This window comes from Kineosporia sp. NBRC 101677 (genome assembly GCF_030269265.1).
GTDB classification, from domain to species: domain Bacteria; phylum Actinomycetota; class Actinomycetes; order Actinomycetales; family Kineosporiaceae; genus Kineosporia; species Kineosporia rhizophila.
Window position 1 is genome coordinate 509,447 of the sequence record NZ_BSTA01000004.1, and the last position, 25,392, is coordinate 534,838.

Sequence of the window (25,392 nt, forward strand, 5' to 3'; positions counted from 1 at the left end):
ACACCCGTCCATTGTTGGGATCCCGACTCGCCGGACGTCCCGAATGGTCTGACAGTGGGCCGGTGACGTCCCCCTCCACCCCCGGCCGCCGGACCGACCCGGCCGCCTACAGCGACCTGCGCGACTACGCCGTTCTGGGCGACGGGCGAACCGTGGCCCTGGTCACCAAAGGTGGCTCGGTCGACTGGTTCCCCGTACCCGACCTGGACTCCGTGCCCCCGTTCGCTGCGTTGCTGGACGCCGAGGACGGGGGCCGGATCGAGCTCGCCCCCACGATCGACTGGAGCGTCGAAAGGCGTTACCTGCCCGGCACGAACGTGGTCGAGTCGGTCTACACCACCGCGCGCGGGCGGGTGCGGGTGACCGACTCGCTGAACAGCGGGGTGGCCGGAAGGCTGCCCTGGGCCGAACTGGCCCGCCGGGTCGAGGGCCTGGAAGGCCGGGTCCCGATGGCCTGGCGGGTGCGGGCGGGGACCGGGCTGGGCAGCTTCTCGCCCTGGGTGCAGCAGACCGCGCACGGACCGGTGCTGCGGATGGACGAGGTCATGATGGCCGTGCGTACCCACGCTGCCGGCGAGCCTGAAGTAGGTGCCCAGCACCTGGCCGGCACGTTCGAGACCGAGGCGGACAGCCGTCATCTGTTGGCGCTGGTCGGCACCCACGACGAGCCGCTCAACCTGCCGCCCGCAGAACACATCGACGCGCGGATCGACCGGTCGATCGACGGCTGGCGGGAGTGGACGTCGCAGGTCGGGTACGAGGGGGAGGACCGCGAGCAGGTGCTGCGCAGTGCCCTGGCCCTGAAACTGCTGCTGCACAGCCCGACCGGCGCGATCGCGGCCGCCGGGACCACCTCGCTGCCGGAGAGCCTGGAGGGCGGGAAGAACTGGGACTACCGCTACACCTGGGTCCGGGACACCGCCTACACGCTGGACGTGATGCTGCGCCTGGGACTGCGCGAGGAACCGCACGCGGCGGTGGCCTGGCTGCTGCACACCATCCACACCAACGGCCTGGAGGTGTTCTACCGGCTGAACGGGGACCGGCCGGGGGAGCGGTCCCTGGCCGACGTGCCGGGCTGGCGGGGGATCCAGCCGGTCGTCACCGGCAACCCGGCGGCCGGGCAACTGCAGCTGGGGATCTACGGCGACCTGTTCTCGGTGGTGCGGCGTTACGTGGAGGCCGGGCACGTGCTCGACCGGCGGACCGCGCGGCTGCTCGGCGGCCTGGCCGACCGGTGCTGCGACACCTGGCAGCGCCGCGACGCGGGGATCTGGGAACTGGAGCGCGAGGAGCACTACACGTCCTCGAAGATCGGTTGCTGGCAGGCCCTGGACTGCGCGGTGGCGCTCGGCGAGGTCGGGCAGCTGCCGGGCGACGTGGAGCGCTGGGCGGCCGAGCGCGACCGGATCCACGCCTGGGTCAGCGAACACTGCTGGTCGGCCGAGCGCCGGGCCTACACCTGGTTCGCCGGCAGCGACCTGCTCGACGCCTCGGTGCTGCAGGCGGCGGTCACCGGGTTCGACACCGGCGAGCGGGTCTCGCAGACCATCGACGCACTGCGCGAGGAGCTGGGCCGGGGGCCGTTGCTGTACCGCTACAGCGGCGCCGAGGACACCGAGGGGGCGTTCCTGACCTGCTCGTTCTGGATGGTCACGGCGCTGGTCACGGTGGGCCGGGGCAAGGAGGGGGCACAGCTGCTGGCCGAGCTCACCCCGCTGGCCAACGACGTGGGGCTGTTCGCCGAGATGGTCGACCCGGCGACCGGGGACTTCCTGGGCAACCTGCCGCAGGGCCTGAGTCACCTCTCGCACATCGACGCCGCCCTCGCCGTGTCCGGCTACGACGAGGGCGGCACCAAGTCCGCCACCAGTTAGTGGATGGCGTCCACGTGGGCGGCCGGGTGGTTGGGGAAGGTCTCCTTGGCCCGGAGCACCATCAGCAGCGCCACCGCGATGAGCACGGCGCCGACCAGCGGCACCAGCACCAGGTGGCCGTGGCCGTAGAGCCGCTCGCCGATCAGGGCGCCGCTGCCGATGCCGATCTGGAAGGCCACCACCTGCACCGAGGCGGCCGCGTCGGGGCTGCGCGGGGCCCGGCGGATCACCGCCGCCTGCAAGGTCATCGACAGCGGGGACGAGGAGTAACCCCACAGCAGGACCGCGATCACCGTGACCACCGGGCCGGGCGTGCCGATCAGCACCGCGATCGACACCACCATCACGGCCAGGATGGTGATCATCACCAGGTCGTGCCGCCGGTCGATGAAGCGTCCGGCGGTCAGGTTGCCGAGCACACCGGCGATGCCGAAGCCGAGCAGCAGCAGGGCCAGGGCCCGGCCCTCGAGCCCGCCGCTGCGCTCGGCCAGCGGGGCGATGTAGGTGTAGGCGGTGAACTGGCCGACCACCACGACCACGGTGATCGCGCAGCCGGGCAGGGTGGCCCGTGAACGGATCTGCCGGCCGGCGTTGGCCAGCTGGCCGATCAGGGTGGCGCCGGCGTCACGGGGCAGCACCGGCAGCTTCGGCACCAGCAGGAAGACCGCGACCAGGCTGAGCGCCGCCGAGCCGGCCACGCAGGCCACGGCGGTGCGCCAGCTGGTGGCCTGGCCGATCACGGTGGCCAGCGGGGCGCCCATCACCATGGCCAGGGCGGAGCCGGTGAAGACCACGCCCATCGCCTTGCCGGCCAGGCCGGGCGGGGCCAGCCGGGCGGCGAGCGGCGCGACGATGGCCCAGAACACCCCGTGCGCGGCGGCCGAGAACACCCGGGAGAGCGAGAGCACGGTCAGGGTCGGGGCGAACGCGGCCATCAGCTGGGCCAGCACGAACACCACCAGGGTGCCGGCCAGCAGCTGGTGCCGGGGGAAGCGCATGGTCAGGGCGGTGAGCGGGATGGTGGTCACCGCGGCCACGGCGGCGTACGAGGTCAGCAGCAGGCCGACCTGCGCCTGGGTGACGTCCAGGCCGGCGCTGATCTCGGGGAGCAGGCCGACCGGCATCATCTCGGCCGTCACGAAGATGAACGAGCACGTCGCCAGGACGACCAACGCGGCATAGTTGGGTCTGTCCGGCAGGCGGAAGTCGCCGGCCGGTTCGGGGAGAGGGGTGTGGGTCTGGCTCAGGTCGGGGCTGGACACACGCTCGATATTAAACTCTGTCGTCGAGCAAATACAGGGAGTTGGGCCGGTCGTGATCGGCACGAGGGCGTCCGAACTGCTCCGGGTGGTGCACGAGAACCCGGACGTGACCAGGGCGGACGCGGCCCGCATGGTGGGGGTCGGGACCGGCGCGGCGACCGGGCTGGTGGCGCGGCTCACGGCCGCCGAGCTGATCAGCGAGCGCCCGGCGGGGGTGGTCGGGCGGGGCCGGCCGACCACCGTGCTGCAGCCGCACCCCCGGGGTCCGCTGGTGCTGGCGGTGGCCTTCACCCACGAGTCCTGGCGGGCCGAGGTGGTGCAGCTCGGCGGGGCCGTGGTGGCCTGCGACGGCGACGAGGAGATGGTGCACGCCTACGGTGAGGGCGAGCGGGTCCTGCTGTCGGTGAAGGAGCGGCTGACCAGGTTGCGGCGGCGGTTCCGGGGGCGGATCCGGGGCATGGGGGTCTCGGTGCCCGGCCTGGTCGCGAAGGACCGGCTGGTCGAGGCCAGCACGCTGGGCTGGTCGGGGGTGGATCTGACCACCCTGTGGCCGAACGCGCCGGTGATGGCGGTCGGCAACGACGCCACCTTCGCCGGGGCGGCCGAGTCGCATCGCGGCGCGGCCGTCGGGGCTGCGCTGGCGCTGCACATCCGGGTCGATGCCGGCCTGGGCGGGGCGCTGGTCGAGAACGGCCGGGTGCTCGCCGGGGCGATCGGCCTGGGCGGGGAGTTCGGGCACATCCCGTTCGGTGCCGGCGACATCGAGTGCCCCTGCGGGGCAAGGGGTTGCTGGGGGCCGAGCCTGGACGGGCACGCCCTGGCCCGGCTGATGGGCCAGCCCGACCCGGCCGACCCGGTGGCCTACGCCCGCCGGGTGCTGGCGGCGGACGGCGAACGCGAACGGGGGGCGGTCGCGGTGGTCGCGGCCCGGCTCGGGCGCGGGATCGCCGGGCTGGTCAATGCGATCGACCCGGACCTGGTCACGGTCGGTGGCCTGGGGGTGGACTACCTGGCCGCGGCCTCACGCTCGCTCGACGACGCGTATCTGGCCGGGCTCATGGCTTTTCGGCGCGCGGATCCGCCGCCGGTGCTCGCGGCCTCTCTGCTCGAGGGCGGGCCGGTGGCGGGCGCGGCGGAGGAGGCGTGGGCCCGGTTGTGGCCGCTGCTGCCGACCTGAGCAGCTCAGCTCTCGGGCAGGTTTTCGGGCAGGTTTTCGGGCAGGTACAGGCAGAACGGGTGGCCCGAGGGGTCCTGCAGCACCCGCACGTCGTCCTGCGGCTGGAAGTCGCTCAGGGTCGCCCCGCACTCCTGGGCCCATGCCACCGCCGGTTCCAGCTCCTGCACCAGGATGTCCAGGTGCACCTGCATCGGGGTCTGGCCCGGCTCGGCCGGCCACGCCGGCGGCGCGTAGTTCGCCTCGAACTGGAACGACAGGCCCGCCCCGGAGGGGGCCCGGAGGATGCGCCAGTAAGGGAGCTCGTCCTTCTCCAGTTCCCAGTCCAGCAGCCGGAGGTAGAACTCCGAAAGGCCTTTCACGTCGTCGGTGTCGAGCACGGTCGAGGTGAACTTCAGCGACGGCTTGGTCATGTGACCACCCTGACACGAGTCGTCCTAGGATGCTGTTCATGTCGCCCAGCGCAGGTGTCACTTACGCAGATGTCCAGGACGCGGCGCAGCGGATCGCCGGGGTGGTGCACCGTACCCCGGTCGTGACCAGCCGCCGCCTCGATGCGCGAGCCGGTGCCCGGCTCTTCCTCAAGTGCGAGAATCTGCAGCGGGCGGGGGCGTTCAAGATCCGCGGGGCGTACAACGCGCTTGCGCAACTGAGTCCGCAGCAGCAGCGGGCCGGGGTGGTCGCGTTCTCGTCCGGAAATCACGCCCAGGCGGTCGCCCTGGCGGCGAGCCTGCTCGGGATCCGGGCCACGATCGTCATGCCGCACGACAGTCCGGCCTCGAAACTGGCTGCCACCAAGGAATACGGTGCCGAGGTGGTCGGCTACGACCGGTTCACCCAGGACCGGGCCGCGATCGCCGATGCGCTGGCCCAGGAACGCGGGTCGGTGCTGATCCCGCCGTTCGACCATCCCAGTGTGATCGCCGGGCAGGGCACGGCGGTCAAGGAACTGCTTGAAGACGCCGGGGGCCTCGATGCGGTCTTCGTACCTCTGGGCGGTGGTGGGCTTCTGAGCGGGAGTGCGCTCAGCGTGCGGGCTCTCGCGCCCGAGGCCAAGATCTACGGGGTGGAGCCGGAGGCCGGTGACGACGGGCGGCAGTCTCTGCAGGCCGGTGAGATCGTCACCATCCCCACCCCTGAGACCATCGCCGACGGAGCCCAGACCACCGCCCTGGGCCGGCACACGTTCCCCCTCATCCGCGACCTGGCCGACGGGGTTCTCACCGCTTCCGACACCGAACTCGCCGATGCGATGCGGCTTCTCGCGGTCAATGCCAAGCTGGTGGTGGAACCCACCGGGGTGCTCGGGCTGGCTGCCGCCCTGAGGCTGGCCGAGGGGCGGGTCGGGGTGGTGCTCAGCGGCGGCAATGTGGATCTCGACCGCTACGCCCGGTTGCTCAGCGACTGAGGAAGGCGCCGCAGTCGCTGACCGGTAGCGGCGTGCTGAACCAGGCACCCTGGGCGTGGTCGGCGCCGAGCGAGGTGACCAGGGCCTCGTCGGCCTCCGTCTCCACCCCCTCCACGGTGACCTGCAGACCCAGCCGGTGGGCGAGGGCGATGGTCGAGGCCAGCACGTCGCGCCGGGCCGAGCCCGGTACCGGCGGCTGCGGGTGCCGGCCGGACCCGAACAGCCGGCCGGGGCGACGGGCCGGGGTGGCCGAGGCCGGGCTCGGCAGCGGGCGCTCGGCCGAGAGGAACTCACCGGCCAGCTTGAGCGTGCCCACCCCCAGCCCGGGCAGTTCCGAGAGCCGGGCCAGATGGGCCCGGCCGGTGCCGAAGTCGTCGAGGGCCAGGCTGACGCCCACGTGCGCCAGGTCGCGGATCACCGCCTGGGCCGCCGGGTCGCCCAGGGCCGCGTTCTCGGTGATCTCCAGCTGCAGCAGGTGCGGCGCCAGGCCGGTGTTCTCCAGCACGGTGACCACGTGCCCCACCGTGGCCTGCTCGGTGAGCTGCTGCGGATCGAGGTTCACCGAGACCACCGGGCCCCGGGGCAGCGTGCGGCCCCAGGCCGTGGCCTGCAGGCAGGCCCGTTCCAGCACGCTGCGGCCCAGCTCCTCGATCAGCCCGGCCCGCTGGGCCAGCGGGATGAACGCGTCCGGCTCGAGCAGGCCCAGCCGCTCGTGCTCCCAGCGGGCCAGCGCCTCGACCATCTCGACCCGGCCCGAACGCAGCCCGACGATCGGCTGGTAGTGCGCCAGCAGCCGGCCGGAGCCGATGGCCGCGGGCAGCTCGGCGGCCAGGGTGAGGCCGGCCACCTGCCGGGCCGCCCGCTCGACCTCGAACAGCGCGATCGAGCCGGTGCCCCGGTCGCGGGCCCACGAGCCGGCCAGGCCGACGTCACGCAGCACCGTGTCCGGATCGGCGGAGGCGGTGGGCCGGGAGACCACCCCGACCGAGGGGGAGAGCACCATCGACCGCTCGCCCAGGGTGATCGGCGCGCGCACCGCGTTCTGCGCGGCGGCCACCCGTTCGGCCACGCTGTCCTGACCGTTCCGGTCCGGGGAGCGGACCCCCACGGCGGCGACGATGAACTCGGCCCGGCCCACCTTGCCGATCAGCTCGTCGGCGCCGGGGAAGCGGGTCTGCAGCCGCTCGGCCACCGTCTTCAGCAGCTCGTCGCCCACCGCGGGCCCGAAGCCCCGGTCGAGCGGCTCGAACCCGCCGAGGGTGAGCAGGCAGACCCCCAGCACGCCGGGGGGAGAGGAGTCGAGCAGCCGGCGCAGCGCGGCGGTGAAGCCCTTGCGGTTGAGCAGACCGGTGACCGGGTCGCGCAGCTCGGCCGCCCGCTGGTCGGCCCGCACCCGCTCGAGCGCCAGCAGGGCCGAGCTGCGGATCGCCTCCTGCTCGCGGAGCGTGCGCTCGCGCACCGCCCGGACGAAGCCTGAGCTGAGCGCGGAGACCACCTCGGCCACCCGCCCCTGCAGCTCGTCGTCGCCGGTGCCGAGGAACCGGCGGATGACCAGGGCGGTGGTGCGGCCGAGCGCCTCGGGCGCCGCGAAGCCCATCTGCACCAGGGCCTGGCCGGCCTCGGCGGCCGGGGCCGGGTCGAACGGCTCCTCGCGCAGGATCCGGATCAGCCGGATCGCCCACCGGCGCAGCTCGGCCACCACGACCGTGCGGTCGGCCGCGACGTGGCCGGTGTCGGCGATCAGCCGGGCCCACTCCCAGGCGAACAGCGCGGTGTTGACCGAGGTGCCGTCGAGGGTGAGGACGTCGCGTTCGTCCGGGCCACCGTCGGCCCCGATCGCGGGGGTGCTGCGACTCATGCTGGCTCCGCCGTTCATGATCGAGCGTTTGCCGTCGGCCCGGGACCGGATGCGTACCAGGTGGTTCGGCGTGCGGGGCGGGACTTCCTCGGCCCGGTCGGGGGTCGTGTCCACCGGTCTCCTCCACAACTGCGGACCGCGGCCCGTCGTCGGTGGGTGTTGCCCGGCGACCAGGACCAATCGGCCTGCGGTCCGGGTCGTCACCCGAGCCTAGTGGGTTGTTTTGCACATAAGTAGCGGAACCGGGCGTGGGTCGCGCTCAGGCCCCTGACCTGGCCGGACAGGGCGGAAAAGGGGCGAACGGACGTCGGTTTCGGGCTCGGTGCCAACGATGTCGATGCAGTGGGAGTGCCATAACTCGGTTCGGACACGCTGAAGCTTTAACTCAGAGTTGAGGTCCACTACAGTGAGCTACGCCAATTCGGACGGCAGGTGGAACCCGGACGCCTCCGCAGGGATCGCGTCACCGCGCTCCGGGAGCCGGAGCCGGGAGGCTTCGCGGAACAGGTGAGAGGGGCTTCTGCGTGCCGGAGGACCTTTCGGAGGTCGGTCTGCCGGGTGTCGCCGTCGGTGGCGCCGGAGTCCTCCTTGTCGTGCTCGGGTGTGTCGTGGTGCTGCTGGCGGCCCGCTACCGCCGGGAGAACACCCAGCTGAGAGCGAGAGTCACCGAGTTGTCGATGGAGAACGACCGCTGGCACGAGGATTTCGCGGCGGCGACCGGTGAGCTGACCGCCCTGCGCGACGGCCTGCACGCGAACTGCGCCTATCGAGGGGCACCACGAGCGGAGGCGTCATGAGTGACCTGGCCGGGCGGGCCGAGCAGGCCCGCCGTCTTGCCGGCGAGATGTGGGCGGGCGCAGGCGATTCCGCCGAGCGCACCCGTGAGCAGATGGAGCGGTACCCGGAGCTGACCGCCGCGGCCTTCGGCCTGTCGCTGTTCCTGCTGGTGCTCGTGGTGTTGGTGATCCGGGCCGTGCGGCGCAGCACGCGGCGGCACCAGGCTGCGCAGCTGCGGGACGACCTGGTGGACGCCGTGCGGATGGGCGAGATCGACGCCGGGGGTGCCGACGACTTCCGGGTGTTCGCCATGATCGACTTCTGCGACCGGGTGGCCAAGGGCGGCCGCCGCCCCCACTCCGGCCGCCACGCCAGCACCCGCCCGGTGCTCGACAGTGCCCTGGCCAGCAGCCTGATCAGCGCGGTGGGGCCGGGCAGCCTGCTCCCGCCCGGCGGGCCGTTCTGGCCCTACGCCGCTCCGGAGCCGGGCGAGGTCGAGATCAATGACGTCTGGGTGCGCGCGGTCAGTTTTCAGCGCCAGGTGATGGGCCGGCGTCGCAGCCGCGACGCCGAGTTCGTCGAGCCCGTCCCCACCCCCGGCTCTGCCCCGGCCCCTCGTCGTCTCGTTTCGGTGCCCACCGGGGAAGTGCCGTTCGTGACCGCCGGGCACACGTTGTCGGCCGAGTCGGCCGGGTCGGCTGAGGCTTCTTGGTCGGCTGCGGGCGACGTGGCGCTGGCCGAGGACGAGGCGGTGCACCCGCTCGAGGCCGTCTCTGGTTCTGATGCAGCCTTCGCCTCCAGTGTGGAGTTGGAGCTTGACCTGGAGCTGGGGTTGGACGATACCCGGCCCTCGCCGGTGGTCCGGCTGACCGGCCGGCACATGGACCTCCCCGATCAGGGGGCGCCGGACACCTCTCCGATCGCCCTGGTGTCGGATCCGGAGATCAGCGTTGAAAGCGATCGGGCACCCGTGCTGGGTGACGAGGTCCTCGACGCCGAGTCGACCTCGTCCGAGGCCACTCCCATCGCCGACTCGATCCTGGCCGCGCGTGTCACCGACGCCGGCGCCGGTCTGGACGACGGCTCGGCTTCGCCGGACGCTCGGGCGGCAACGGGTGCGGTGGCAGAAGGTGCGGACGTGACGACGATGTCAGGCTCCCTCGGCCTGGCGTCTGACACAGCTGCTGCCGAGGCCGGCCGTTGGGACGGCGTCGGGGTGGCGGTGAGCAGCGGTGGTGCGGTCGCCGCGGATGAGGCTGCTCACGGGATGTCGGAAGCGACAGCTGGGCAGAAGTCGGCCAGCGCGGAGGTCAGCCCGTTCGCTGAACCTGCCGCGCTGGACGCTCCTGAGCGGGAGGCTGCTACTTCCGTGCGTGCAGTTGGTTCGGCCACCGTGGGTTCTGCCGGGGCAGGCTGGGCCACCGCAGGTTCGGAGGCTGTGGGTTCGGATATCGGGGATTCCGTCACTGCGGGTTCGGAAGCCGTGGGTTCAGTCACCGGAGGCCCGGACACCGCGAGTTCGGCCACGGCAGGGTCGGCCATTGCGGATCCGGCCACCGAAGGTTCGGTCACCGGGGATTCGCTCACCGCGGGTTCGGAGGCGGCGGGTTCGGTGCCTGCTGGTTCGAGGATCGCTGGTTCGGGGGCGGCTGTGTCGCCGGAGGTGCTGCCGGGAGTCGCTGTCACGGCTGCCGCTGCTCCGCAGACCGTGGACTCGCCACACGCGGATGAATGGGCTTTCGAGTCCGCAGCCGGTGTTGCTGAAGCTCCCGTTCCGGCAACTGCTGACTTGGTGATTCCTGCCTCAGGAGCGGATGTTCCAGGGAATTCCGGTGCTAAGTCTGAGGCAGCCACCCTTGCCTCGGCGGAGCTCGCTGTCTCTCCCTCCCGTCAGCGTTCGAGCGTTCCGCGGGCCTTCGATCCGCTCAGCGATCCACTGTCCAGTCCGGTGTACGAGCCGGGGGACGCTCCGTCGGAGGAACTTGAGCCCGTGTTCCTGGCGGCTGCGGCGGCTCAGAAGGCGGCCGATCGGGCAGCGCAGGAGCAGGCCGACCAGGAGCGGCTGATGCAGGAGAGGGTGGCCCGGCGCTGGGCCGCTCTCAGGCAGGTGGCCAAGGAGCGGGCGGCGGAGTCGGCGGGCGAGTCGGCTGTCGGCCAGGTGGGTGCCTCCTTCCGGCGTGGTGCAGAGGTCGCGCTGGGGGATGCTGCCGTGGCGCCGGTGTCCAGGGCACGAACGGGTGGGATGCGGCCCGAGGTCGCGCCGTTCCGCTCGGCCCAGGACGAGATGGGCCAGCGTCGGGCGGCGCTGAGTCGGCCAGCGCGCGACGAGGTGGCGCCGGTCCGGGCCACGGGGGCAGACGTGGCGTCTGCTCGAACTGCGATGGGTGAGGTGTCGTTGGCTCCTGCCGCGCGGGGCCAGGTAGCGGACGCGGCGGCGCCGCTTCCAGGGGCAGGGGGCGAGGTGGCGTCCACTCAGTCCGCGATGGGTCAGGTGGCGTCGACTTCGTCGGTGCGGGACCAGGTAGGGCTGAGTGCGGCGGCCCGGGACGAAGAGGCCCGGACCCAGGCTGCACTGACCCAGGCCGCGCAGGGTGAGCTGGTGTTGGGCGAAGAGGCCTTGGGCGAGGTGACGCAGACGGCGCCGGACGCTCGGATGCAGGGTGAGGCGCCGGATGACGCCGCTGAGTGGGTCGAGCCGGTGCGGTCCATCGATCTGCGTTCCCTTGACCGGCCTCGGCACGAGGCGCCGCAGCAGATCGATCTCACTCGGATCGAGCGTCTTCAGGCGCAGTCCATCGAGATGGCGGTGGGGCGTTCTTCGCTGGTGCAGTCTTCGTCCGGTGAGGCGCTCGTTGGGACTGCCCCTGTTCCGGCACCCCTGGAGGGCGCGGGGGCCGAGGGGCATCGGTCGGTGACCGAGCGGGTTACGGGGCCGATCCCTATTGCTCCGTCAGCGTTCGAGGGTCCTCACGGGCGGGTGTCGCAGTCCGTGCGGTCCTTGCTCCAGCCCTCGCCCCTGCCGACGCCGCCGCTCCCGGCCATCGATGGTCAGGCGGGGTTGGCGAAGGGAGTGGTTTCGGAGCCGATGGACCTGCCGCTGACCCGGCGCGAGCTTCGTGAGCCTGAGGGTGCGCGGCGGTCGGTGCGGTATCACGTGGGGGAGGCTCACGTGGCCGGTGACTCTGGTGACGCCGTCTCCGAGGCCGAGTGGGCGGCTGAGCGGTTCGTTCAGGAGCCCGCCGCCGGAGGCAATGAGCCGGCACCGCCCACGAATCCCATCCTCGTCTCCACAGTTCCTGCTGAACAAGCGCCGGACGAGCCTGAGACCGTCGAGCTGCGGCCGCGCTGGATGAGCCCGGGAGGGACGCCGGCCGAGCCGGTCGGCGGTGTGGACGATGCTGCCGGACCCAGTCAGGAGCGGCCGAGTGGTCCCACCCCGCGCTCCGGGTTCTTCGGGCGCCGGGCGCCGCGGCGGGCTCGTAGCAACCTGATCGAGGTGACCGGGCACGGCAAGCCGCCGGGCGCACTGGTGCCGTTCGACCAGGTTCCGCCGCAGGGCGGCGCGCCCGAGGTCGAGACCGCAGACGTCCGCGATGCTCCGCGAGTCGGGGACGAAGCCGTCCGTTGATCTTGCTCTTACTCCGCCGGGCGGGCTCAGGAATCTGGGCCCGCCCGGTGCTGCGTGGGTTGCCTGACACCAGTTGATGCACCCCTGCACTACCCGGAACGCCCTGCGCAGGTTGTCCTGAATTGACCCGGCTCCGGCCGGTCGCCCGGGCCGCATCGCTGCCCGATGAGGCGGTATCCACCCGCACAGGGGTCGGGTGGATGCTTGCCTTGCTCCGGCTCGTCCGGTCCGGCCGAACTGGCGCCGAGTGGCCCGTGCCCTTCTTGGCTTCCGTTGTCCGCGTGCCCTTTTGGGTCTGCCGACAGCCCGGTTGCCACGGCGGTGCAGTGTGCCGGGCTTGGCGTGATTGCTCAGATCACATCGGGATACCACTTTCGTTTCGTCGTCAATGGGCTGTTCGTGCCGTACCTTGCGGTGACCGGTGACAGATCCGGGCGAATGAGCGAAAGTGGAGGTCTTGCGTGCGGGGCGCGGACTTCCCCGGAAGGACTGCGCGGATGGGGCAGATGGGCATGACCCAGCAGGTGCCGGGTGGCGCGACGAGTCAGCCACCGTTCGGTGAGGCGCAGTCCGCCGCCGTGCTCTTCTCGGTCGCCGAGGGCACGGGGCGCCGGGCCGCCCGGCCGGGCCAGGAGGTCACGGTCGGCCGCAGCCGCACGTGCGACCTGCGTGTCGCCCACGAACCGGAGGACGACCACGTCTCCCGGCACACCGCCACGCTGCGGGTCCTCGCCGACTGCGTCCTGATCCGCAACGTCTCCTCGTCCAAGCTGCTCACCCTGCGCCCGCACACCGGGGCCGCCCGTACGGTCGAGCCCGGCGCGGCCACCACCTCGCTGCCCTGGCGCCAGTTCGACGTGGTGGTCACCGGGCGCTTCGGCCGGGAGTACGTGGTGCAGGTGGATGCCCGCGGCCTGCCGCCCTCACGTCCCGAGACGGAGGAGGAGACCGACTCCTCACCCACCGTGGTGGTGCCGCCGATCATGCTCACCCCGGCCCAGCGGCGGCTGCTCACCGCGCTGTGCGAGCCGCTGCTGACCCGTTCCGGGCCGGAGGCCAGCGCCGCCACCTACCGGCAGGTGGCCGAGCGGGTCGGGCGTCGTCCCGGCTACGTGCGCAACGTGTTCAAGCAGGTGCGGGAGAAGCTGGACAGCCACGGGGTGCCCGGGCTGGTCTCCCGTGAGCGGCCGGACGCGGCCGAGGACTTCCGGCTCCCGCTGGCCATGTGGGCGATCCGCAGCGGCACCATCACCCGCGCCGACCTGGTGCAGGCCCAGGCCTGGTTCGCGGTGGCCGAGGCCGACCCCGACCGCGAGGACGAGGAGGCCTGAGACCGCCGCCCGGCGGGCTCAGTAGGCGCCCTCGCCCTTCAGCACGGCCCGTACCGTGCGCCAGAGGATGCTCAGGTCCAGCGTCATCGACCAGTTGTCCACGTAGCGCAGGTCCAGCAGCAGGGACTGCTCCCAGCTCAGGTCGGAACGGCCGGAGACCTGCCACAGTCCGGTCATCCCGGGCCGCACCCGCAGCCGGCGCACCGCGTCGTCGGAGTAGCCGGCCACCTCGCTGGGCAGCGGCGGGCGCGGGCCGACCAGGGACATGTCGCCCTTGGCCACGTTGATCAGCTGGGGCAGTTCGTCCAGCGAGTAGCGGCGCAGGAACGCCCCGATCGGGGTGATCCGGGGATCGGCGCGCATCTTGAACAGCACCCCGTTGCCCTCGTCCTGCTCGGCCAGCTCGATCAGCCGGGCCTCGGCGTCGGTGACCATCGAGCGGAACTTGTAGATCGAGAACTCCCGGCCCCCGACCCCGACCCGGGTCTGCCGGAACAGGGCCGGGCCCGGGCTGGTGGTGCGCACCGCGACCGCCACCGCGATCAGCAGGGGCGAGAGCACGAGCAGGACGAAGCTGCCGAGCAGCCGGTCGAAGGCGGCCTTCAGCAGCAGGTCGCCGCCGGCCGCGGTGGGTTGTTCCAGGTGCAGCAGCGAGAGCCCGGCCAGCGGCCGGATCGACAGGCGGGGCCCGGCCACCTCGACGATGCCGGGGGAGACCACCAGTTCGACGTCCAGGTCCTCCAGGGCCCAGGCCAGTTCGCGCATCGGGTGCCCCCAGAGATCGGGGTGCGAGACCACGGCCACCACATGGGCACCGGTGGCCTCGACGGCGGCCAGTACGTCCTCGGGCCCGCCCATCACCGGAACCCCGTCCAGGGCGCTGGGGGTGACCGGGCTGGCGGCCAGGCAGACCCCGACCGGCACCATGCCGCGGTGCGTGGTGTGCCGCAGCAGGTGCACCAGTTCCACCGCGCCCTCGGCGTCGCCAAGCACGATGGTGCGCTCCAGCCCGATCCCGGCGGCCCGGGCGTGGTGCAGGCGCACGCGCAGCAGCTTCCGGGCGGCCAGGGCGCCCAGCACGGTGACCGGCACGGCGAAGAAGACCACCGAACGGGAGACGTTCGAGCGGGAGAGGTAGCTGGTGACGGCGATCGCCGCGAAGAGCACCACCCCCGAGCGCAGCACGCGCTGGAACTCCTCGGTGCCGGCGCCCAGGAAACGCCGTTCGTAGACCCGGTCCAGGCCGGCGATGCCGATCCAGACCACCGGCAGCACGATCGGCATCCAGGCCCAGAAGCCGGGGGCCTCGCCGTCGAAGCGCAGCATGATGGCCAGCAGGGCCGCGGCGCCGGCGCTCAGGGCGTCGGCGAGCAGGGCGTTGCGGCGGTAGCGGGTCAACGCCACCCGGGCATCGATGTCGGCGTGGCGGGGGAGGCCACGGTCCGGTCTGCTCTCGTCCCTCCCCGAGGCCGGGCCCGAAGACGGGCCCGAGGTCGAGCCCGACGCTGACACTGCACCCGCACTGCCCGCCACCCCCGGGGCCGGGCGGGTGCCCGCATCGGCGATATCGGTGGTGCCGATGTGATCCGCGGGCCGGGAGTGAGCGGGATTGTTCTCATCCTGCGGGCTTACTCGCCGGGACATCAGGACAAACCCCCACAACGCGCTGGCCGATCGCTGTTGTTAACCGGGTCCGGCTCGCGGCAGGCCGCGCGGCGGCCCACCGGCGCCGGTCCAGGCGCGCCCAACCCTAGGCCATTCATCACTGCCCGCGTTCGGTTATTCACTTCTGGTCACAAGAACATCCGTGCAGGTCAGAGGGATGCCTTAATTGCCCGGAATTGACCGGGAATTGATGGACGAGTGGTGGTTGCGTTTGGTTACCGGGGCGAAAGTGGGGCGGGGAAAGATCGGGTGACTCGCCCCGTCCTGTCGCTCTTGCGTTGATCGACGGTGCATCATCTGTATCGGGCGAGCACCGTGGATCCGCCGGACGGGTGAACTACCCTCACGGTGACCCCCACCAAGGGTCAGTGAGCGACGCAGGGAGTCTGAATGCCGCCCTCGGAGACTTCGCGCCACCGCGGAGCCGGCCGCACCACGGTCGAGTCCAAGCCGCGGCTGATCCCCGGCCCTTCGCCGGAGGACAGCCTGCGTCAGGCGCTCCAGCCGCCCTGGGCCGCGCGCCGCGCCCCGGCCCGCCGGGCCCAGCCGTTCACCCCGGCCGGAGACGGCATCTCCCGGCAGCTGTGCTCGGCGATCCACCTGAACGCCTCGTTCGGCGGCGAGGTCCTGAACGACCTGGTCTATCCGGACTGGAAGGCGATGGCGCCGAACTGGCACATCGACGCGGTGGCGCTGGCCCGGCACGCGGCCCAGGCCAAGCAGCGCCGGGAGACCCGGGACGTGTGGCTGCTGGTGGTCACCGCCGCGGTGGCGATCATCGCCGAGGTGGCCCTGGTGTCCATCTTCACCGGCGGGCTGGGCCCGGGTGGGCTGCTGATGCTGATGTTCTTCGCGATCGTCGGTGCCTACCTGGCCGGCTTCGTCATCGTCTGGGTGCACTACCAGGCGGTGCACGACTCGGCGCTGGCCTCGATCGGCATCCGGGGGCTCAACGCGGTGGCCCCGCCGCCGTTGCCGCCCGACGTGGAGGAGTCGATCCGCAGTTCGATGCGGGCCAACGTGGTGGTGTTCGCCGGCAAGACGCCGTTCAACGGCTCGGGCGAGCAGATCGACCGGTGGAGCTTCACCGTGGACACCCGGGTCGGCACCCTCGACTCCGGGCTGGGCAAGCGCGCCGAGCCACGTGTGTTCGAGGCGCCCGACCTGCACCGGTACCTGCTGGAGCAGATCCCGCAGACGATGGAGAACAAGCCCCGTACGGGGCAGCGGCTGTACGTGATCGGTGGGCACGCCCGCACCGTGGGCGGCCTGTTCCGGCACGGTCCGGTGCTCGACGACCCGGACTACGAACTGCGGTTCCGCCGGCCGGTCAGCGAGGTCAAGCAGGAGCGGATCGAGCAGTCGCTGCGCGCCCAGCACCGTTCGGCCCGGCCCTACACGTTCTTCGAGATCACCGGCTGGGACGGGCAGGTGGTGGTCACCCTGTTCGTGCGGGTGGAGAAGCGCGGGCCGATGCTCGAGGTGGAGATGTCGGTCTGCGCGCTGCGCCCGCTCAAGCCCGACTACGGCGACGTGGTGAAGATCCCGCTGGGGCCCGGCGCGCACCGGCTCCCGTTGCTGCGCACGGTGTTCCCGATGGTCTGGCCGCTGCTGTGGGGCAGCCCGGCCCGGGCGATCCGCAAGATCCGGATCGACCGGCAGGAGGCCGCCGACCGGGTCGACCTGGACCAGGAGCTGGAAGAGCGCAACGACCTGAGCTGGGCCGCCGCCGCGAGCCTGCGCGACCGGACGGCCGCGGCCGCCAACGGCAATCACTTCGGTGCGGCCGACGAGAAGATCTACCACAACGCGTTCAAACGCCGATCGATCGACGTGCTGCGGGAGTTCCTGGTCGAGCACGACGTGGACGTGAAGGAGTTCGACCTGGCCGCCTCGTTCATGGTGCCGGGCATCACCGCCACCCCCTGAGGCGAAGACGGCGGTGAGACGCACAGCCGGCCCCTAGGAAACGGTCGGCCGCTGGTCAGGCGCCGGGTGAAGAGTCGTCACCATGACGACGACCTCGCCCGGGCCTGACGCCGCCCCCGACTCCGCCGCTCCCAGACGGGGGCGGCGTCTGCCGTGGGCGTCGTCGAAATCAGCTGGCCCAGCCGATCCAGCTGACCGGGTCGCCCAGGCCGACCCGGCCTGGGCCCGGCCCGCCCTGATCGTGCTGCTGCTGGCCACCGCGGCGCTGTACCTGCAGAACGTGGCGGTCTCGGGCAACGCCAACGAGTTCTACGCCGCGGCCGTGCAGGCCGCCTCGAAGAGCTGGAAGGCCTGGTTCTTCGGCGGTTTCGACGCGAGCGGCTTCATCACGGTGGACAAGCCGCCCGCCTCGACCTGGGTGATGGGCCTGTCCGCGCGGATCTTCGGCTACAGCAGCTGGAGCATGCTGGTGCCGCAGGCGCTGGAGGCCGTGGCCGCGGTGGCCCTGCTGTACGCGGCGGTCAAGCGCTGGTCCGGCCCGCTGGCCGGGCTGGTGGCCGGCGCGGTGCTGGCCCTCACCCCGGCCGTCGCCCTGATCTTCCGCTTCAACAACCCCGACGCCCTCCTGGTGCTGCTGATGACCGCGGCGACCTACTGCATGGTGCGGGCCCTGGAGAACGCCTCGACCAAGTGGGTGCTGCTGGCCGGCACCGCCCTCGGGTTCGCCTTCCTGACCAAGATGCTGCAGGGCTGGCTGATCGTGCCCGCCCTCGGCCTGGCCTACCTGGTCTGCGCCCCGGCCCCGGTGAAGCGGCGCATCCTGCAGCTGCTCGGCGGTCTGGTCGCAATGGTCGTCTCTTGCGGCTGGTGGATCGCCGCGGTCTCGCTGTGGCCGGCGGGCTCACGCCCGTACATCGGTGGCTCCGAGAACAACTCCGTGCTCGAGCTGGTGTTCGGCTACAACGGCCTGGGCCGCATCTTCGGGGGCGACGGCAACGGGGGCGGCGGAGGCGGCGGCATGGGCGGGACGGGCGGTCAGGCCGGTTCCTCGTTCGGCGGCGCCACCGGGCTGAACCGGTTGTTCGGCTCGGAGATGGGCAACCAGATCTCCTGGCTGCTGCCCGCCGCGCTGATCGCCCTGGTGGCCGGGCTGCTGATCACCGCCCGCCGGCCGCGCACCGACCGCACCCGGGCCGCGCTGATCGTGTGGGGCGGCTGGCTGCTGACCGTGGGTCTGATCTTCAGCTACATGAAGGGCACGATCCACCCGTACTACACCGTTGCCCTGGCTCCGGCCATCGCCGCTCTGATCGCGGTCGGCGGCACGGCGCTGTGGCAGGCCCGGAACCTCTGGCGCGCCCGCCTCGCCCTGGCCGCGATGGTGCTCTCCTCCGGCCTGTGGTCGTACACGCTGCTGGCCCGCAACGCCGACTGGCACCCGGAGCTGCGCTACCTCGTGCTCGCGGTCACCGTGGTCGCAGCAATCGGCCTGCTGGTCCCGCTGCGGCTGGCCACCCGGGCGCTGGCTGCGCTGGTCCTGGCCGGTCTGCTCGGGGGAGTGGCCGGCAGTGCGGCCTACGCCGTGGCCACCACCGCCAGCGCGCACACCGGCTCCATCCCCTCGGTCGGTCCGTCCAGCGCAGCTTCTTCCGGCTTCGGCGGAGGCGGCGGCGGTCGAGGGGGCGGAATGGGCAGCGGGTCGGAGGTCAGCGACGAACTGGTCGAGCTGCTGCAGAACGCCGGCACCAAGTGGGCGGCGGCCACCGTCAGCTCGAACTCGGCCGCGCCGTTGCAGCTGGCCAGCGACCAGCCGGTGATGGCGCTGGGCGGGTTCTCCGGCAGCGATCCGGCGCCTACCCTGGAGGAGTTCCAGGCTTACGTGGCCGCCGGTGAGGTGCGGTACTTCATCTCCGGCGGCATGGGCGGCGGGATGGGAGGAGGCCGGGGCGGCGACAGCGGGATCGCGGACTGGGTTGCGGCGAACTACACCGCGACTACCGTAGGTGGACAGACGGTGTACGACCTGCAAGCTGCGTAGACCGCGCCGGAGACGGCCCAGATCTGGTGCGGTGGTGCTGCGGATCCCCTCCCCGCAGCGCCACCGCGCCCCCTCCTCGCTTCCTCCGCCCCGCGGTAGCCGTCCGGCACTGCGGCAGTGGGGGTGCGAGTGGAGACGCTCGATCTGGAGCCAGGGGGCGAGGACACCCCCGAAGGCCAACCGCCCACGCCCCTGCGCCTCCTGCTCTACGCGCTGGGGGCGATCCTCGTCCTGCTGCTGGGCAGCGTGGCGGTGGGCCGCAGCCCGCACCACCCCTACGAGCGCTTCGACGCCCAGCCGCAGCCGGCGATCAGCACCACCGAGCTGGATCCGGACCACCTCATCCCGTTCGCCCTGCGGGACACCTGCCCGGTGCGTACCGATCACCGCAACTACGTGACGGTCTCGTTCTGGCTGCACAACGTGGCCCTGGAACCGGCCCTGCTGGTCGGGGTGCAGGGGCATCCCCCGCTCGGCGGGCTCAGCCAGGAAGGCCCGGCCCTGTCCGGCGGTACCTGCAAGCGGCCCGGGCGTAGTGAGAAGGCAGTGATGGTCGAGCCGGAGAGCTCGCGGCTCTACACCGTGCGGTGGAAGCTGCCCGACGCCTGCCCCGAGCCCTACCCCCTGGAAGTGCGGGTGACCTACCAGCGTTCTGGCCAGGTGCTGATGAAGTCCGGCTACGTGACGGTGCTGGTCGACATGGGCGGTATCGGCTTCGTACAGTGCCCCAAAGCGGTACCAGACGCCTTTCCCACCTCCTGACTCTGAAAGTGCAGCCCGGCCCAGACGGTTCCAGACTCGGTCGGGTGGCAGTGCTTGAGCATGACGGTGGCCTCCTCGGCGGGGTACGCCCGGAACCGGGCTGCCCGAAGCGCATGGAGTTCGGGCCGTGCGGAGGCGTGCGGCCAGACCTGAGCTGCGAGATGCGCGCTCAGCCGTGCCCGTTCGCGGTGGCCGGTGAGGTGGTCGAGTGGACGGGACCGCAAGCTGACACCCGTCTTCAATTGGGCTCTTCGAAAACCCTGGTGCTCACCGACTTCACCGTTCGCCCCTACGATCTGGCCTCCGTAGAAGCGGTCGCCGCGGCTCTGCGGGGATCCTGCGACGGGGTGCTGGTCGGTGAGCACCACAACCGCCCGGATTTTCCGCCCAGCCTGATGACCCGGTTGATCACGGAAGCCGGACTCGCTGCGTGGGTGACGCTGACCTGCCGCGACCGCAATCGGGTGGTGCTGGAGCAGGAGCTCGCGGGGCTGGTCGCGGCGGGCGCCTCAGGCGTGCTCTGTGTGACCGGAGACGGCCGTGCTCACGACGTACGTCCTGAAGTCACCCAGGTTTTCGACATCGACAGTACGCGGCTCGCCGCCCTAGCGGCCTCGACCGGACTGACGGTTGCGGTGGCCGAGTCCCCCGACGCCCCACCGGTTGCGTTGCGCCCAGGACGGCTACGGGAGAAGCAACGGGCTGGAGCGCAGATCTGCCTGCTGAACCACGTCTCTTCGCCCGCCAGGGTGGCTGAATTCGTCTCCGTCGCGCGCGATTCCGGGGTAAGCATGCCGGTGATCGCGGGGGTTGCGGTGTATACCGACGAACGGTCCGCCCGCGCGTTGAGCCTGCCTGGACTGGGGCTGGATCAGGCTGTGGTGCAACGGGTTCTGTCGTCAGCTGATCCGGTCGCGGCGGGTATCGAGGCTGCGGTTACGGAGGCCCAGGAACTACTAGCAGTGGACGGGGTGGTGGGGGTGAACCTGTCCGGGCTGGCTTCGGGGCGGGGTGAGGTTCTCGCGGCGGAAATCAAGGCCGAGGTAGGAAGGACGGTGCTGGCCCAGTGAGCGCGATGGAGTCCGAGTTCGGGGTGCAGGCCACCTGGACGGCCGACGCGGTGGGGCTGCTCGGTGCCGAGTACGCGATTCCTGCGGCCTGTAAGGGCAGTGCCAGTCCGGCCGTACTCGACTGGCTCGCAGCCGAGTGCCGACTACGCCCAGAAATGCTGCTTACGGACGTCGGTGGCGGGCTGGGTGGGCCAACCGCCTTCGCGGCGCGGCATCACGGCATCCGGCCCCTGGTGCTCGAACCAATGGTGGCCGCCTGCGCGGCGGCGACGCAGTTGTTCTCGGTGTCGGCGCTGGCCTGCGAAGGGGCCCGGCTGCCGCTGGCCGACGAGAGTGCCGACGCTGTGTGGTGCCTGGGCGTGCTGTGCACCACCTCGGACAAGACCGGGCTGGTCGAGGAGATCGCCCGGATCATGAAACCGGGCGCGGCGCTGGGGCTCCTGGTGTTCACCAGCGATCAGCCGCAGCCGCCCGGGGCGCCGGAGGGCAACGAGTTCCCCTCGGAGGCGGAGCTTCCCGGCCTGCTGGACCGGGCCGGCCTGGAGATCACCGGCTCGATCCGCGCGGCCGACCTGCCGGCCGACGACCGGGCCGAGGAGTGGGACCGGCAGGCCGCCGAGGTGCAGGCCCTGGTGGAGCGCCTGCACACCGGCGACCCGCGGCTGAGCGAGGCCCAGGAGCAGGAACGACGGATCGGCCGGCTGATCGGGGACGGCGTCGTGCGGGCGAACCTGCTGGCCGCCGTCCGGCGCTGACCGGCGGGCCTACTTGATCTGGCCCATGACCTCGGCGGTGAGCTCGACCGAGCGCAGCCGGCCCTCGGTCTCGGTGTGCGCGAAGGCGACGATCAGCTCGTCCGCGTCGGCGACCTTCTTGAACTGCTCGAGGTAGTCCTTCACCTCACCGGGCGTACCGGCCGCGGTGTACTTGGTCATCTCCTCCAGCTGCACCGCCTGGCCGGAGTCGACGATCTGCTCGGCCTCGGCCTCGGTGAGCGTGCGCCCCCGGCCGTAGAGCAGGCCGACCCGCTGGATCTTGACCCGGCGCAGCTCGGCCTGGGCCTGCTCGGTGGTGTCGGTGGCGATCACGTTCAGCGCGGCCAGTACGTGCGGGTGGTCGAGCTGGGCCGAGGGCTTGAAGTCGCGGCGGTAGATCGCCACGGCGTCCTGCAGGGCGGACGGGGCGAAGTGCGAGGCGAAGGCGTAGGGCAGGCCGAGCGCGGCGGCCAGCTGGGCCCCGAACAGCGAGGAACCGAGGATGTACAGCGGCACCCGGGTGTTCTTGCCGGGGATCGCCTGCACACCGCGGACCTTGGACTCCCCGGCCAGGAAGCCCTGCAGCTCGACCACGTCCTGCGGGAAGTTCTCGGCGGTGGCCGGGTCGCGGCGCAACGCGTAGGTGGTGGCCTGGTCCGAGCCCGGGGCCCGGCCCAGGCCCAGCTCGATCCGGCCCGGGTGCACCTCGGCCAGGGTGCCGAACTGCTCGGCGATCACCAGCGGCGAGTGGTTGGGCAGCATCACCCCGCCGGCCCCGAGCTTGATCGAGGTGGTGTTGGCGGCCACGTGGGCGATCAGGACGCTGGTGGCCGAGGAGGCGATCGCGGCCATGTTGTGGTGCTCGGCGTACCAGACCCGCTCGTACCCGGTCCTCTCCGCGGTCTGGGCCAGGGCGACGCTGGCGGCGATCGCCTGACCGGCGGTCTGGCCCTTCGCCACGGGTGCGAGGTCGAGGATCGACAGGGGTGTGGCCACGGTTGCTGCCCTTCGTCACGGTTTCCGAACGTGCTGGTCTTCCTGAGGTGGCAACGGCCGGTGGGGGAGGAGTAGTCCCGGATCCGGCCAGGTGTTTGACGGGGATCGATCACTTGCGTGGAGTTACCTTAAGGTCACAGAAAGTCGAGGTAACCTGCGGACGGCCATCTGCAACCGGACGGATGAACTGAGGTCCCATGCTGCATTCGTTCGCCAGGGACGCGGCGACCGCGGCCTACTACCAGAAGCGGGCCCGGGAGTACGACGACTGGTACACCGGCGAGGGGCGGTTCGCGTCGCGCAACCGGCCCGGCTGGCGGGAAGAGGTGATCCGCCTGGTCGAGTTCGTGTCCGGTCTGCCCGCCGCGCGCACCCTCGACATCGCCTGCGGCAGCGGATTTCTCACCCGTCACCTGGCCGGGATGGTGGTGGCGCTCGACCAGAGCCCGGCGATGGTCGCGCTGACCCAGTCGCGGCTGCCGGAGGGGGTGGCGATGACCGGCGACGCGCTGAACCTGCCGTTCGCCGACGGCGCCTTCAACCGCGTGGTCACCGGGCACTTCTACGGGCACCTGCCGGAGGACGAGCGGGAGATGTTCCTGGCCCAGGCGCGGCGGGTGGCACCCGAGCTGATCGTCATCGACTCGGCCCTGCGGCCCGGGCTGCCCGAGTCCCGCACCGAGGAACGGGTGCTGAACGACGGGTCCCGGCACCAGGTGTACAAGCGATTCCTCTCGCCCCGGCAGCTCACCGCCGAGATCGGCGGCGAGGTGCTGTTCACCGGCACCTGGTTCGTGGTCGCCCGCTCGGTGCAGGTGTGAACCCGGTCAGCTGATCGCGGCGGCCACCACCCGGGGCACGTCGTCGATCCACAGCCCGGCGTTGGTGGTCTCGATCTGGACCCGGGAACCGTCCTTCAGCGTCAGTTTCATCACCTGTCCCTCGGAGACCAGGGCGTCGCGGTGCTTCACCTCCGAGATCTGCCGGAAGGTCAGCCACGTCCCGCCGTTGGCCAGGGCCCAGGCCTGGGGGTGGGCGCCGACCTGGTCGGCGAAGGCCTGGATCCGGTGCAGGGCGCGGTCGTGGTGGTGGCTGCGCGGGGTGAAGACCCACTTCAGCGCCCGCCAGGGATTCATCCGGCCCTCCGGCGGGGTGCGCCCGGCCAGGATGCCCTCGTCGAACACCAGCACGTCCTGCGCACCCCGGGGACGCAGGTGGTGACGGGCCGGCCCCTTCACGGTGATCTTGGCCAGGGCCACCGCCCCGGCCAGCAGAGCACCGCCCGGCCGGTCCGGGGGAGCGACCGGCCGGTGTAGGTCGAGTCCGGCCCAGATCAGTACATCGGCCAGATGGCCGACCGCGCGCGGGTCTTCCAGGGCATCGTTCAGCGGGTCGTCCAGGACCTCGTCCAGGGGAGGTTCGAAGGAGTGGCCGTCCGGGCGCCGGTAGTCGATCCGGAACGGGCCCTGGGGGCTGAAGTCGGGCAGCGCGGCCACCCGCCGCTCCTGGCCCAGCAGAGTGATGATCGCGCCCAGCAGCGTGTGGCCCAGGACCTGCCGGGCCTGGGCCACACGCTGCTCGCGCGGGGTGTCGCCCCGGAGCAACGGGGCGGCGAGCCGTTCGCCGTGCCCGGCCGCCATCACCCGCAGCACCGAGTCGAGCGTGGGTGGGGCGTCCCGGTCCAACTGCTGCAGTGCGCCCATCAGCAGGGCCGCCGACTCGTCGTGGGTCTGCAGCATGCGCCGGGTGAGAACGCTGGACCAGTCGGAGACGGCGGGGCTGGGGCCGGGGGCGATCTGGGTGGCCTCCACCTCGGTCAGGCGCTGCCCCGGCTGCATCAGCCACGACCAGGCCGGCTCGTCCGGGTACTCCAGGTACGGGGCCGAGCGGGGGTCCGGCACGGGCAGTCGGCGCAGCAGTTCGATGCGCTCCGGCACGGGCGGGTGGGAGTCGTAGGGCGAGGTGGGCCTGGGATTGCGGCGGACCTCCTCCTCGAGGGCGGGGCCGGAGTAGCGGATCACGCCGGAGAACGCCTCGGAGAGGCTGCCCCGGGGCCCGCCGTTCACCATCGCCTGCCCGTAGGAGCCGAGCACCTGCCCCCAGGCCAGGGACAAGAAGTGCAGCCGGCTCAGCGCGGCGGCCATCGCCTCCGGTCCGGCCAGCCGGGCGGCCCACTGGTCGGCCTGGCGTTCCTTCTCTCGGCGGACCGAGGCCGAGACCCGTTCGTACAGCTTCAGGTACACCACGAGCAGGCGCCGGACCAGGCCCGGGTCGTGGTTTTCGAGGGTGGCCTGGAGGAAGTAGTGGGCGCGGTGGACGAAGGTGCTGCCGCGGGTGTGACCGTGCGCCAGATGGCCCATCTCGTGGGCGATCACGGCCCGCAGTTCGGCCCGGGTGAGACCGATCAGCAGAGGCAGGCCGATCAGCAGCTCGCGTCGGCCCGAGGCCTCGGTGACGGCCGCCGTGACCCGGCCGAAGAGCACCACCCGGTCGGGCGGGTCCTCGTCCATGGCCTCGGCCACCGCCCGGATCTCGGCCCAGAGCCGGAGTTCCTGCTGCGGCGAGATCTCCAGCCCGGGGGCGGGCGGGAGCCGGCGCAGCCGCAGGAGTTCGCGGCCGGTCGCGAACACGGCCGCGACCAGTGGGAACGCCAGCACGATGACCTTGCCGCCGAGCTGGCCGGCGTACTTGATGCCGATCACGAACAACACCAGGATCAGCACCAGAACAGCCATCAGCACCACTGGGAACAACACCAGCAACGCAACACTCGCCCAGACCCGCAGCCGCATTCCCCAAGCACCCACCGGGGGACTCTAGGGGTTACCACCCACTGAGGTGACCGTTTCGCCCGAGGCGGGC

18 protein-coding genes are annotated in these 25,392 nt (G+C 71.8%); 12 read left to right on the forward strand and 6 right to left on the reverse strand.

The window, feature by feature from the left end; translation table 11 throughout:
• Positions 1–62: 62 nt before the first annotated feature.
• Positions 63–1,877, forward strand: coding sequence for a glycoside hydrolase family 15 protein (locus QSK18_RS15110; RefSeq protein ID WP_232811718.1), 1,815 nt, complete (start codon positions 63–65; stop codon positions 1,875–1,877).
• Here QSK18_RS15110 and QSK18_RS15115 read toward each other — a convergent pair.
• Positions 1,874–3,139 carry an MFS transporter gene (locus QSK18_RS15115; RefSeq protein WP_232811717.1) on the reverse strand — a complete coding sequence of 422 codons (1,266 nt, stop codon included), beginning with the start codon at positions 3,137–3,139 and terminating at the stop codon, positions 1,874–1,876. The two genes, QSK18_RS15110 and QSK18_RS15115, sit on opposite strands and share 4 nt — an antisense overlap.
• Before the next feature lie 52 nt (positions 3,140–3,191).
• Here QSK18_RS15115 and QSK18_RS15120 point away from each other — a divergent pair, with 52 nt between their 5' ends.
• Complete coding sequence (locus tag QSK18_RS15120) at positions 3,192–4,316, forward strand: ROK family transcriptional regulator (RefSeq protein WP_232811716.1); 1,125 nt, start codon at positions 3,192–3,194, stop codon at positions 4,314–4,316.
• Positions 4,317–4,321: 5 nt separating this feature from the next.
• On the opposite strand, the gene QSK18_RS15125 is transcribed toward QSK18_RS15120, so the two are convergent.
• Positions 4,322–4,726 (reverse strand): VOC family protein, encoded by a 405-nt coding sequence (locus QSK18_RS15125; RefSeq protein ID WP_232811715.1) that lies wholly within the window; start codon positions 4,724–4,726, stop codon positions 4,322–4,324.
• 38 nt (positions 4,727–4,764) lie between these two features.
• Here QSK18_RS15125 and QSK18_RS15130 point away from each other — a divergent pair, with 38 nt between their 5' ends.
• Complete coding sequence (locus QSK18_RS15130) at positions 4,765–5,721, forward strand: threo-3-hydroxy-L-aspartate ammonia-lyase (RefSeq protein WP_232811714.1); 957 nt, start codon at positions 4,765–4,767, stop codon at positions 5,719–5,721.
• Here the strand turns inward: QSK18_RS15130 and QSK18_RS15135 are convergent.
• Entirely contained in the window at positions 5,711–7,693 is a 1,983-nt protein-coding gene (locus QSK18_RS15135; protein WP_285619728.1) for a putative bifunctional diguanylate cyclase/phosphodiesterase, read from the reverse strand. The genes QSK18_RS15130 and QSK18_RS15135 overlap by 11 nt on opposite strands.
• 410 nt (positions 7,694–8,103) lie before the next feature.
• On the opposite strand from QSK18_RS15135, the gene QSK18_RS15140 reads away from it, so the two are divergent.
• The 3 genes from QSK18_RS15140 (at position 8,104) to QSK18_RS15150 (ending at position 13,315) form a co-directional block, all read left to right on the forward strand.
• Positions 8,104–8,376, forward strand: a complete 273-nt coding sequence (locus QSK18_RS15140; RefSeq protein WP_232811712.1) for a hypothetical protein — start codon at positions 8,104–8,106, stop codon at positions 8,374–8,376.
• Positions 8,373–11,984, forward strand: coding sequence for a hypothetical protein (locus QSK18_RS15145; RefSeq protein ID WP_285619730.1), 3,612 nt, complete (start codon positions 8,373–8,375; stop codon positions 11,982–11,984). The genes QSK18_RS15140 and QSK18_RS15145 overlap by 4 nt, the downstream gene beginning before the upstream one ends.
• 497 nt (positions 11,985–12,481) lie before the next feature.
• Positions 12,482–13,315, forward strand: a complete 834-nt coding sequence (locus QSK18_RS15150; RefSeq protein ID WP_285619732.1) for a hypothetical protein — start codon at positions 12,482–12,484, stop codon at positions 13,313–13,315.
• Between the two features lie 18 nt (positions 13,316–13,333).
• On the opposite strand, the gene QSK18_RS15155 is transcribed toward QSK18_RS15150, so the two are convergent.
• Complete coding sequence (locus QSK18_RS15155; protein WP_232811709.1) at positions 13,334–14,719, reverse strand: sugar transferase; 1,386 nt, start codon at positions 14,717–14,719, stop codon at positions 13,334–13,336.
• Positions 14,720–15,370: 651 nt separating this feature from the next.
• Between QSK18_RS15155 and QSK18_RS15160 the strand changes: the two genes are divergently transcribed.
• From QSK18_RS15160 to QSK18_RS15180, 5 genes are all read left to right on the forward strand, one after another.
• Positions 15,371–16,909: an AbeC-like domain-containing protein gene (locus tag QSK18_RS15160; protein ID WP_232811708.1), complete on the forward strand. Its 1,539-nt coding sequence runs from the start codon at positions 15,371–15,373 to the stop codon at positions 16,907–16,909.
• 82 nt (positions 16,910–16,991) lie between these two features.
• Positions 16,992–18,947, forward strand: a complete 1,956-nt coding sequence (locus QSK18_RS15165; protein ID WP_285619735.1) for an ArnT family glycosyltransferase — start codon at positions 16,992–16,994, stop codon at positions 18,945–18,947.
• A 129-nt stretch (positions 18,948–19,076) separates the two neighbouring features.
• The gene (locus QSK18_RS15170) at positions 19,077–19,709 is read left to right on the forward strand and encodes a hypothetical protein (RefSeq protein WP_232811706.1); all 633 of its coding nucleotides are present in this window, start codon (positions 19,077–19,079) and stop codon (positions 19,707–19,709) included.
• A gap of 113 nt (positions 19,710–19,822) precedes the next feature.
• Positions 19,823–20,779, forward strand: a complete 957-nt coding sequence (locus tag QSK18_RS15175; RefSeq protein WP_352396541.1) for a methylenetetrahydrofolate reductase — start codon at positions 19,823–19,825, stop codon at positions 20,777–20,779.
• 5 nt (positions 20,780–20,784) lie between these two features.
• Positions 20,785–21,534, forward strand: a complete 750-nt coding sequence (locus tag QSK18_RS15180) for a class I SAM-dependent methyltransferase (RefSeq protein ID WP_232811858.1) — start codon at positions 20,785–20,787, stop codon at positions 21,532–21,534.
• A gap of 9 nt (positions 21,535–21,543) precedes the next feature.
• Here QSK18_RS15180 and QSK18_RS15185 read toward each other — a convergent pair whose 3' ends face one another.
• A complete protein-coding gene (locus QSK18_RS15185) occupies positions 21,544–22,530 on the reverse strand; it encodes an LLM class flavin-dependent oxidoreductase (RefSeq protein WP_232811704.1) in 987 nt (328 codons plus the stop codon).
• A gap of 197 nt (positions 22,531–22,727) precedes the next feature.
• Here QSK18_RS15185 and QSK18_RS15190 point away from each other — a divergent pair, with 197 nt between their 5' ends.
• The gene (locus QSK18_RS15190) at positions 22,728–23,351 is read left to right on the forward strand and encodes a class I SAM-dependent methyltransferase (RefSeq protein WP_285619738.1); all 624 of its coding nucleotides are present in this window, start codon (positions 22,728–22,730) and stop codon (positions 23,349–23,351) included.
• A gap of 6 nt (positions 23,352–23,357) precedes the next feature.
• On the opposite strand, the gene QSK18_RS15195 is transcribed toward QSK18_RS15190, so the two are convergent.
• Positions 23,358–25,337, reverse strand: a complete 1,980-nt coding sequence (locus QSK18_RS15195) for a M48 family metalloprotease (protein ID WP_285619740.1) — start codon at positions 25,335–25,337, stop codon at positions 23,358–23,360.
• Positions 25,338–25,392 lie beyond the last annotated feature (55 nt).